The 10,333-nt window shown below is 70.3% G+C and carries 10 protein-coding genes; 6 read left to right on the forward strand and 4 right to left on the reverse strand.

Annotated elements, in window-relative coordinates; genetic code table 11:
* Nucleotides 1-53: 53 nt before the first annotated feature.
* Nucleotides 54-986 carry an alpha/beta fold hydrolase gene (locus tag QRN27_RS17875; RefSeq protein WP_285043381.1) on the forward strand — a complete coding sequence of 311 codons (933 nt, stop codon included), beginning with the start codon at nt 54-56 and terminating at the stop codon, nt 984-986.
* Between the two features lie 172 nt (nt 987-1,158).
* The gene (locus QRN27_RS17880; RefSeq protein WP_285043382.1) at nt 1,159-2,640 is read left to right on the forward strand and encodes an MFS transporter; all 1,482 of its coding nucleotides are present in this window, start codon (nt 1,159-1,161) and stop codon (nt 2,638-2,640) included.
* Between the two features lie 18 nt (nt 2,641-2,658).
* Here the strand turns inward: QRN27_RS17880 and QRN27_RS17885 are convergent, their stop codons facing one another.
* Nucleotides 2,659-3,207, reverse strand: a complete 549-nt coding sequence (locus tag QRN27_RS17885; protein ID WP_285043383.1) for a dihydrofolate reductase family protein — start codon at nt 3,205-3,207, stop codon at nt 2,659-2,661.
* 121 nt (nt 3,208-3,328) lie between these two features.
* On the opposite strand from QRN27_RS17885, the gene ligD reads away from it, so the two are divergent.
* Nucleotides 3,329-4,354 (forward strand): non-homologous end-joining DNA ligase, encoded by a 1,026-nt coding sequence (gene ligD / locus QRN27_RS17890; protein ID WP_285043396.1) that lies wholly within the window; start codon nt 3,329-3,331, stop codon nt 4,352-4,354.
* 61 nt (nt 4,355-4,415) lie between these two features.
* On the opposite strand, the gene QRN27_RS17895 is transcribed toward ligD, so the two are convergent.
* Entirely contained in the window at nt 4,416-4,733 is a 318-nt protein-coding gene (locus QRN27_RS17895; RefSeq protein ID WP_056005310.1) for a hypothetical protein, read from the reverse strand.
* Nucleotides 4,734-4,994: 261 nt separating this feature from the next.
* On the opposite strand from QRN27_RS17895, the gene QRN27_RS17900 reads away from it, so the two are divergent.
* Both QRN27_RS17900 and QRN27_RS17905 read left to right on the forward strand, forming a co-directional pair.
* A complete protein-coding gene (locus QRN27_RS17900; protein ID WP_194670159.1) occupies nt 4,995-6,038 on the forward strand; it encodes an NAD(P)-dependent alcohol dehydrogenase in 1,044 nt (347 codons plus the stop codon).
* Nucleotides 6,039-6,060: 22 nt separating this feature from the next.
* On the forward strand, nt 6,061-7,284 hold the full coding sequence (locus QRN27_RS17905; protein WP_285043384.1) for an MFS transporter: 1,224 nt from the start codon (nt 6,061-6,063) through the stop codon (nt 7,282-7,284).
* Here QRN27_RS17905 and QRN27_RS17910 read toward each other — a convergent pair.
* Together QRN27_RS17910 and QRN27_RS17915 are read right to left on the reverse strand one after the other, a co-directional pair.
* Nucleotides 7,281-8,048: a PIG-L family deacetylase gene (locus tag QRN27_RS17910; protein WP_285043385.1), complete on the reverse strand. Its 768-nt coding sequence runs from the start codon at nt 8,046-8,048 to the stop codon at nt 7,281-7,283. The genes QRN27_RS17905 and QRN27_RS17910 overlap by 4 nt on opposite strands.
* The gene (locus tag QRN27_RS17915) at nt 8,045-9,280 is read right to left on the reverse strand and encodes a glycosyltransferase (protein WP_285043387.1); all 1,236 of its coding nucleotides are present in this window, start codon (nt 9,278-9,280) and stop codon (nt 8,045-8,047) included. The genes QRN27_RS17910 and QRN27_RS17915 overlap by 4 nt, the downstream gene beginning before the upstream one ends.
* A 139-nt stretch (nt 9,281-9,419) precedes the next feature.
* Between QRN27_RS17915 and QRN27_RS17920 the strand changes: the two genes are divergently transcribed.
* Nucleotides 9,420-9,842, forward strand: coding sequence for a VOC family protein (locus QRN27_RS17920; protein ID WP_350224109.1), 423 nt, complete (start codon nt 9,420-9,422; stop codon nt 9,840-9,842).
* Nucleotides 9,843-10,333 lie beyond the last annotated feature (491 nt).

The following is a 10,333-nucleotide window of genomic DNA, read 5'->3' on the forward strand; positions in this document are numbered from 1 at the left end:
CGACGGGTCGCCGACATCCGATCCGGATGGCGCCTCGTTTCCGAATGATCCGCATGCCCTCGAACCACTCCCGTCCCGCCGTGCCCGATCGTGCTTCCGTCATCACCGCCGATGAGACCGCCCTCGGACTCGGACGCGTGACGGTGGACACCGACATCGGGCCTGTCACCGTGCGAGCCGGTCGTGAGGCCGGGGGACCGGCGACGATCCTCCTGCACGGGGCGGCGGGCTCCTGGACGACCTGGTCGCCGTTCCTCCGTGCCGACGACGAGCGGGGCGCGGTCGTCGACGACGTCATCGCCGTGGACCTCCCCGGTTGGGGTGAATCGCCGACGGCCACTCGGGATCCGGTGAGCGTCGGGGCGCTCTCGGACGCGGTCGCGACCGTGGCCAGAGCGCTCGGCTACCGCTCCTGGCGGGTCGTCGGGCACTCGCTCGGCGGCTTCGTGGCGCTCGACCTCGCGGTCCGCGAGCCCGACGCCACGATCCGCGTCGACCTCGTCTCTCCGACCGGCGTCGGCGTCGTCGAGGCGATCCGTCACCCCGTGACGGGTGGGGTCCGCCTGCCGTGGTTCGCGGGCATGCTCATCGGCATGCGCGTGCTGGAGGTGCTGGGCTCCCGGGGCCCTGCGCTCCTCCGCCTCCTGAACCGCGCCGGACTCCTGGCACCGCTCATGTCGCCGCTCTTCGGACGACGCCGCGACCTCGACCGGTCCGTCGTCGACGCACTCGCCGCGGACGTGCGACCCGCGACCTTCCTGGCGGCGACGCGCGCTGCTGCCGCCTACGACCTGCACGGGTGGCGCGGTGTGCGCTGCCCCGTCCGCTGCACCATGGGCGGCCGGGACGTCTTCGTCGGTTCCGACGACGCGGCCGTCCTCGCGGCGCTCGTCCCCGACCTCCGGGTGCACACGTTGGCCGGGACGGGTCACTTCGCCGCGGTGGAACGGCCTGAGGCGGTCCTGGAGCGCTACACCGCCGACTGATCACACGGTCTGTCGGGCGTGTTGCTGCAGGGATCCGCTATCCTGGAAGCCTGCCCGACTTCGTGGTTGGGGTGGTTGATCGTCCGCACCGTGCTGCATTCGCGCCGTGTGTCGAGCATCGATCTGGGGCTGGAAACCCCCAGCACCCGCACCCCTCGCTCGGAGGTCCCCTATGTCTGCGTCCGCAGCCACCGCATCCCACGCCACCGCACCACCGTCCGGCTCGACCGGTCGCCGTTGGTGGGTGCTCGTCGTCCTCGCGATGACACAGCTCATCGTCGTCCTCGACGGCACCATCGTCAACATCGCCCTGCCGGCCGCGCAACGCGAACTCGACCTGTCCGACACCCAGCGCCAGTGGGTCGTGACGGCCTACGCGCTGGCCTTCGGCGCACTGCTCCTCCTCGGCGGCAGGATCGCCGACTACTGGGGCCGGAAGCGCACCTACCTCGTCGGCATGGTGGGCTTCGGAGCGGCGTCGGCGTTCGGCGGATTCGCCCAGAGCGGGACGGAACTCATCGTCGCCCGCGGCCTCCAGGGGGTCTTCGCGGCCCTCATGGCTCCTGCGGCGCTCGCTCTGCTCACCGTCACCTTCACCCACGGCCGCGACCGCAACACGGCCTTCGCCGTCTTCGGTACGGTCGCCGGAGCCGGCGCGGCCGTCGGCCTCATCCTCGGCGGGGTGCTCACCGAGTTCGTCGACTGGCGCTGGTGCCTCCTCGTCAACGTGCCGTTCGTCATCGTCGGCCTGATCGCCGGACTCATCCTCGTGACCGAGAGCAAGGCCGAGGGCGACAACCGCTACGACTGGCTCGGCGCGATCACCGTCATCCTGGGACTCGGTTCCCTGGTGTACGGCTTCACGCTCGCCGAGGGCGGTTGGGGCAGCATCGACACCATCGGCTTCCTCGCGCTCGGCGCCGGACTCCTCGCGCTGTTCGTCGTCATCGAGATGCGCGTCGCCCAGCCGCTGTTGCCGCTGCGGATCGTCGCCGACCGCGTGCGCGGCGGAGCGTTCCTCATGCAGATGATCGTCGGCAGCGTCATGATCGGCGCGCTCCTCTACCTGACCTTCCACCTGCAGATCGTGCTCGGCTTCCCGCCGCTCGAGGCGGGGATCGCGACCCTGCCGATGACCGTCGCGATCATGATCGTCGCGCCCATCGCCACCAAGCTCCTGCCGGCGATCGGTCCGCGCCCCCTGCTCATCGTCGGTCCGCTGATCGCTGCGGTGTCCCTCGTGTACCTCAGCCGCATCACCGCCGACGGGAACTACTTCGTGCAGGTGCTCCCGGCGCTCATCGTGCTCGGGATCGGCATGGCCATGGTCTTCGTGCCGATGCAGAACCTGGCGCTGACCGGTGTCGCCCCGCACGACGCCGGAGCCGCCTCCGCAACGGCGAACGCCTCGATGCAGATCGGCGGCTCGATCGGGCTGTCGGTCTTCACCACCGTCTACGCCAGTGTCACCGACCAGGCGACCGTCACCGATCAAGCGTCACAGCTGGTGGCGTTCACCCAGGGCTACTCGGCCGCATTCATCGCCGCTGCGGTCGGACTCGTTGTCGCGAGCCTCATCGCCGTGGTCTGCATCCGCGGCCGCAAGGAGGACCTCCTGCCCTCCGGTGACCAGCAGGCGGTCCACCTGGGCTGAGTCCGCCCGCGCGCGTCGCTAGCTGCGGGGTGCGTAGGTCGAGAGCACGTTGCCGGAGCTCGTCTGCACGGAGCGGACGAGCTCCAGCCGCGTCACGGGGTCGCTCGGCTCGAACAGGTGGCGCCCGGCGCCGGCGACCACCGGGTGGATCATGAGCGTGAGGCGGTCGAGCAGGCCGGCGAAGAGGAGCTGCCGCACGACGGAGATGCTCGCCTGCACGGCGATGCGCCCACCGTCCTGTTCCTTGAGGTCTGCGACGAAGGACTCGAGCGAGCCGTCGATGAGCGTCGCGTTCTCCCACGCCAGCCGGCCGGTCAACGTGCGTGAGGCGACGTGCTTCCGGACCGGGTTGATGAACGAGCCGAACGGGTCGTCACCACCGACGGTCGGCCAGAATCCGCTCCATTGCTCGTAGCTCACGCGGCCGAGGAGGACGTCGTCGATCGGCGAGATCGCCTCGGTCATCATCGCGCCCATGTCGGCGTCGAAATGGTCGAACTGCCACTGGTCGGGGGATTCGACGACACCGTCGACGGACTGGAACAGCGACGCATGGACTTCGCGCATGGTGGCTCCTTCGCCAGGGTGGGGCCGCCTGTGTGTCCGGCGGACGTGTCCGTTCTACTCCGCTCCCGCCATGAGCACCACCCTCGTGACGACTTCCGGACGGACGCGTACCGTGTTCGACATGGCCAGCACCGCGATCGTCCTCACCGTTCCCGGACCCGACGGCGACCGGGAGGTGCGGCTGTCGAGTCCCGAGCGCGTGCTGTGGGAGGAGCCCGGCATCACCAAGCAGGAGCTCGCCGAGTACCTCATCGAGGTGGCGCCGGCGTTCCTCGCCGCCAACGGGGACCGGCCCGTGTCGCTCCAGCGATTCCCCGGCGGCGTCGACGGCGAGTGGTTCTTCTCGAAGAACCCGCCGAAGGGTGCTCCGGCGTATGTGCGCGCCGTGGACGTCGTGTACCCGAGCGGGCGCAAGCACCCGCAGCTCGTGCTCGACGAGGCGGCCGCGGTCGTCTGGGCGGCGCAGATGAACACGGTCGTGTTCCATCCGTGGCCGTCGCGGGCGGCCGACCCCGATCGGCCCGATGAGCTGCGGATCGACCTCGACCCGCAGCCGGGCACCGACTTCGCCGACGCCGTCCGCGTGGCCGGCTCACTGCGGGAGCTGCTGACGGAGGCCGGGTTGACCGGCTTCGTGAAAACCTCAGGGAACCGCGGGGTCCACGTGTTCGCCCCCATCGAGCCGGAGTACGAGTTCCTGGACGTCCGTCACGCCGTGATCGCCGCGGCGCGCGAACTGGAGCGGCGGGATCCGGCTCGGGTGACGACCTCCTGGTGGAAGGAGGAACGCGGCGAGCGCATCTTCGTCGACTACAACCAGGCGAACCGGGATCGGACCATGGCGGGTGCCTACAGTCCGCGTGCGTTGGCGGCGGCGACGGTCTCGTGCCCGGTGACCTGGGACGAGCTGCCGGAGATCGATCCTGGCGCGTTCACGGTCCGGACGGTGCCCGAGCGGCTGCGGTCGACGGGTGACCCGTGGGCGGGGATGCATGATCACCCCGGACGGATCGACGTCCTCCTGCAGTGGTGGGAGCGGGACCTCGAGCAGGGCTTGGGCGAACTCCCGTTCCCTCCGGACTTCCCGAAGATGCCGGGGGAGCCGCCGCGGGTGCAGCCGAGTCGCGCGAAGCATCCCGAGGAGTGACCCGTGGACGCACGAACGCCCGGTGATCGTCAATCACCGGGCGTTCCGTGCGTGTACGGGGCTATTCGGCCTTGCCGAGGGCGAAGCGCACGCCGCCCTGCTCGTCGATCTGCGCGTCGAGGACGGCGTCGCTGAGCGCGACCGCTGCGGACTCTTCGAGGAACACGGTGGCTCCTGCGCTCTCGATGACCTGGTCCGCCTCGTGCGGCGTGGCGGTCATGGTGACTTCGAAGTTGTTGTCGTCGGAGCTGCTGATGCGCAGTCCGGCGCCGTGCGTGAGCGACGACGCGTCGTCCGGGACGACCAGTCCCGGGGTGAGTGGTGCGTTCTCGGCGAGGGTCTTGACGACTCGGCCGGCGTTCTCGGTCAGGGTGAGCATGTGTGTTCTCCGTTCCGTTCGCGAATACGAGTTCCCCACCTTGCTCGGGTTCGGCCGGGTGCGCCACCAGCTCGGCGATCCTCTGCGGGAACTGCCAAGCAACTCTGCAGGGATTCACACCTGGCGGGTCGGCCGTAGCACACCTCGCGCATGAGCTCTTGGGGGAGGCCCGGGCGGAGTGGGCTGCTAGCGTCGAAGGTGCTGTCCGGCGCGATCACCCCGCCCCACGGCACCCCCAACCCCCACAGCTCGAGGAGTCCTATGACCACCGTCGCCGCCATCATCAAGCCCACTGCCGACGCCCCCTTCGAGGTCGGCTCGATCGAGCGTCGCGCTCCGCGGGCCAACGACGTCGTGATCGACGTCCTCTACGCGGGCATCTGCCACAGCGACATCCACCAGGCACGCGAGGAGTGGGGCAAGGCCATCTTCCCGATGGTGCCCGGTCACGAGATCGCCGGTGTCGTCACCGAGGTCGGCGAGGGCGTCACGAAGCACCGGGTCGGCGACCGCGTCGGCATCGGCTGTTTCGTCGACTCCTGCCGTGAGTGCGAGAACTGCGTCGCCGGCGAGGAGCAGTTCTGCCTCAAGGGCAACGTCGCCACCTACAACGGACGCGAGTACGACGGCGAGCCCACCTACGGCGGGTACAGCAAGCAGATCGTCGCCGACGAGAACTACGTCCTGAGCATCCCCGAGGGCATCGAGCTCGACGTGGCCGCCCCGCTCCTGTGCGCCGGCATCACCACCTACTCCCCGCTGAAGCACTGGGGTGCCGGTCCCGGCAAGCAGGTCGCGATCGTCGGCATGGGTGGCCTCGGCCACATGGGCGTGAAGATCGCGCACGCGCTCGGCGCCGAGGTCACCGTCCTCAGCCAGACGACCTCCAAGGAGGCCGACGGCAAGCGTTTCGGAGCCGACCACTACTACGCCACCGGTGAGGAAGGCACGCTGAAGTCGCTCCGTGGTCGCTTCGACCTCATCATCAACACCGTCTCGGCCGACCTCGACATCGACGCGTACCTGTCGACGCTGAAGCTCAACGGCTCGATGGTGTTCGTCGGCCTGCCGGAGAACACCCAGCAGTTCCGCGTGTTCTCGCTCGTGGGCGGCCGTCGTTCGCTCGCCGGCTCGAACATCGGCGGCATCCGCGAGACGCAGGAGATGCTCGACTTCTGCGCCGAGCACGGTATCGGCTCGGAGATCGAGCTCATCGGCGCCGACGAGGTCGAGGGCGCGTACGACCGCGTCGTCCGCAGCGACGTCCGCTACCGCTTCGTCATCGACACGGCGACGATCGGCTGATCGCACCGATACCCTGAGAACCATGATCCGGCTCCCGTTCCGTCGCCCAGGCGGAGCGGGAGCCGTTGGTCGTGAGCCGCTCGGTCGCGAGGTCCTCGTCCTCGGTGGCGTCGCCTTCTTCGTGATGCTCGGCTTCGGGGTCGTAATCCCGGTGCTGCCGGTCTACGTCCGCAGCTTCGGGGTCGGCTACCTCGAGGTCGGAGCGGTCGTCTCCGTGTTCGCGCTCATGCGGCTCGTGGCGAACCCGTTCGTCGGGGCGCTCGTCGACCGCATCGGCGAGCGGGTGGTGCTTGCCTCGGGGATCGGGATCGTCGCCGTCTCCAGCGCCCTCGTCGGCCTGGCGGCGGACTACCCGCAGCTCCTGCTCCTCCGCGGCGTCGGAGGGATCGGCTCGGCCATGTTCTCGGTGGCAGCGATGACCCTGCTCCTGCGGACGACCGCACCGCACCGCCGGGGCCGGGCGGTCGGCTTCTACCAGGGCGGGTTCCTCGTCGGCGGCATGGCCGGCCCGGCCGTCGGAGGGCTGCTCGCGACCATCTCCCTCACCGCGCCGTTCTTCTTCTACGCCGGGACGCTCGCGATCGCGGGTGTCCTCGGCCTCGTCATGCTGCGCGGCAGCCGGATCGCCGCACCGACCGAGCACACGGCACCCGCCGAACCGTTCCGGACCGTCCTCCGCGACCGTCGGTACCAGGCGGCCCTCCTGGCGAACTTCGCCAACGGCTGGGCGTCCATGGGGGTCCGCGGCGCGCTCGTCCCCGTGCTCGTCGTCGAAGCGCTGCACGAGGAAGCGGCCTGGACCGGCGTCGCGTTCGCGATCGCGGCCGTGGCCCAGACGCTGGCGCTCGGGCCGGCCGGTCGGTTCGTCGACACCGTCGGTCGACGCCCGGCGATGCTGGTCGCCTTCCCGGTCGCCGCGCTGGCCCTCCTCGCGATGCCCTTCGTCGGCGAGCTCTGGCTGCTCGTCGTCGCGCTCTGCGTCTACGGCGTCGCGGCGGCCTTCCTCGGGACGGCGCCGGCGGCTGCCGTCGGTGACGCCGCAGGCGGGCGGGGCGGACGCGCCGTGGCGGTCTTCCAGGCGACATCGGACCTCGGCGCGATCGTCGGCCCGCTGGTGGCCGGGGCACTGCTCGACGCCTTCTCGTTCCCTGCTGCGTTCGGGTCGGCGGTCGTGCTGATGTTGCTCGTCCCGGTGCTCGCAGTCCGCATGCCTCGGGAGCACCGGAGCCAGCCGGCGACCGCTTAGCGGGACCGGAGTCGCAGACCCACCGAGGTGGTGATGTCCTCCCGCTGACCACCCGAGTGCACGAGTTGCGCGCCGTCGACCGTCAGCTGGCTGGCGTGTTCGCGCAGGGCGCGGCTGACCTCGGGCAGCCGGTGCTCGAGGTCGAACCAGACGGCGTCATCGTGGTCCACGTCCAGGTATTCCCGGTGGTGGACGATCTCCGCGAGGGGCGTCCCGGTCCGCGCTGCTGCCGCGAGTGCCGCCTCGTGCATCCTCAGGTGGTCCGGGTGTCCGTAGCCACCGCCGTGGTCGTAGCTGATGAGGAGATCGGGGGAGACGTGTCCGATGAGGGCGGCGAGGTCTCCGGCGACCTCGTCGAGTGGTGCGAGCGAGAACGCGTCCGGTCGGACGTCGTCGGCCGGCCCGGCCAGTCCCTCCCGTACCCAGCGCATGCCGGAGTCGACGTACCGCGTCGTCGTCCCCGGTCGAGCGGCCGGCGGCGTCCCGAGCCAGTGCTGCGCGGTGATCCCGAGGGCCGCGCACGCGGCGGCGAGTTCCGCCTCGCGGTGGGCGGCGAGTGCGGCGGTTCCTGCGAGCGTGCGGAGCGGGCCGTCGACGACCTCGCCGCGTTCCCCGCGGGTCGCGGTCACGAGGACGACCTCGATCCCGCGGGCGACGAGTTCGGCGATGAGCGCCCCCGTCGCGAGCGTCTCGTCGTCCGGGTGCGCGTGCGCGAACAGGACCGTCCGTGCCCGCTCGAGCACCGATCCGAGGTCGTCGCTCACGACGCGGACGTCGCCGCGGACGCGCCTCGTCGGGAGCGGGAAGTGGTGACGAGTGGCCGGTAGACGTCGACCAGGGCGTCACCGGAGCGTTGCCAGTCGAAGTGCTCGGCGCGCTCGCGAGCCGTGCTGCCGAGGCGGGCGAGTCGCGTCCGATCGGTGAGGAGCCCGGCGACGGCCGCTCCCCACACCGCTGGATCGCGGGACTCGAGGACGATGCCGGTCTCCCCGTCGACGACGGCCTCCCGGAGGCCACCCGAGGCGGCGACGACCGTCGGCACGCCGCTCGCCGCGGCCTCGAGCGCGACGAGACCGTACGTCTCCGAGTGCGAGGGGACGAGCACGAGCGAGCTCTCCCGGAAGAGGCCGGCGAGCCCGACCCGCGACTGCGGCCCGACGAAGCGGACGTCGTCGGCGACGCCGAGGTCACGGGCGAGGGCGGCGAGTTCCTCCGCATAGCGGTCGTAGTCGACGGAGACGTCCCCGGCGATCACGAGTTCCGGGCGCAGCTCGGCCGGGACCGCGGCGATGGTCTCGATGGCGAGGTCGAAGCCCTTCAGCGGGTGGAGGCGACCGGCGACGACCGCCGTCGGACGACCGGAACGGGCACCACCGAGCGGATGGAAGAGCGTTCCGTCGACACCGGGCGGCACGATCGACACCCGATCGGGGCGGGCTCCGAGCCGGGTGATCGCGGTGTCGGCCTCGGCCGCGCTGATCGCGACGACGGCGTCCGACTCCGCGGCGAGCCATGCCTCGCCGGCCAGACGCCCGGGGGACTCGGCACGTTCGCCGTGCGAGAGCGGCGTTGTCGACTCGGCTGCGATGCTGTGGAAGCTCTGCACATGCGGAACCGCCAGTTCACGCGCGAGGGGGAGTGCGGCCATGCCGGAGAACCAGTGGTGGGCGTGCAGGACGTCGTACCGCGGCAGCCGGGCGAGTTCCGAACGGAAGTCCTCGACGAACTCCTCGTGTCGACCCTTCGCGACCGGCTCAGCGGGTCCGGCATCGAGGAACCGCAGCTGCACGCCGGGGGCGAGGGAAGCCGTGGACGGCTGGTCGGCGGAGGACCGCCGGGTGATGACGTCGACCTCGTGCCCCGCGGCGCCCATCGCGACGGCCTGATGACGCACCACGACGTTCATCCCGCCGGCGTCACCGGAACCCGGCTCGTCACCGGGGCTGGTGTGGAGCGAGATCATCGCGATGCGGAGGGGATGTGGTTGCGAGGGCACCAGACGAGCCTAGTAGCCGTGGGCCGAACGGCCCCTCGTGGCGACGGCGGCAGAAGGTGCTCGCGCATCCGAAGGCCTCGCGTGAGAATGATCGCGAGACGAGTGCGACGATGCACCTGTCCAGGCGAGAGGGACGATCATGACGACGCTCAATCCGTATCTGAGCTTCCGCGGTGTGGCGCGCGAGGCGATGGAGTTCTACCACTCGGTCTTCGGTGGTGAACTGCTGCTGTCGACCTTCCGCGACTTCGGGGTCGAGGTCGAACCGGACGAGCTGGACCTCGTCATGCACGCGCAGCTCACCGGTGACGCCGGGGTCGTCTTCATGGCGGCGGACACGCCCAGGCACATGGAGCATCAGGAGGGTGGCGGGTTCTCGATGTCCCTGAGCGGCCCGAGCGAGGACGAGGAACGATTGACCGGGTACTTCGACCGGCTGGCGGAGGGTGGGACGGTCCAGCAGCCGCTCGCCGTGGCACCGTGGGGCGACAGCTTCGGCATGCTGCAGGACCGGTTCGGTGTCGCGTGGATGGTGAACATCGCCGCCCCGGCGGCGGCGTGACTGGGGTGTGATCAGCGGGTGTGCCCGGCAGACGCCGGTGCCCGAGCCTCGCGTATCGCTTCCGACGTCCGGTCCCTCCGGTTCTCGTCGGACGATGGGTGCCGGTCCCTGAGTTGTCGAAGGCGGTGAGTGTCGGTCCCTGAGCGTGTCGAAGGGCGCACTGTCTCCGGTCCCTGAGCGTGTCGATGGGCGCACCGTCTCCGGTCCCTGAGCGTGTCGAAGGGCTCACTGTCTCCGGTCCCTGAGCGTGTCGAAGGGCTCACTGTCTCCGGTCCCTGAGGGTGTCGATGTGCTCACTGTCTTTGGTCCCTGAGCGTGTCGAAGGGCACACGGAAAACTCCCACAACCGAGACCGCTCAGCATCTGGAATGTCAGTGGTCCATGGTGGACTTGTTCCATGACCGAGAGCACCACCTCCGCAGTTCGAGCTGGCGACGAGTACGCCGCGCAGCTCGCGGAGTTCTCGGACGAGTACGCGGAGATCTGCCGGC

This window comes from Plantibacter sp. LMC-P-059a (assembly GCF_030209505.1).
Lineage (GTDB): Bacteria > Actinomycetota > Actinomycetes > Actinomycetales > Microbacteriaceae > Plantibacter.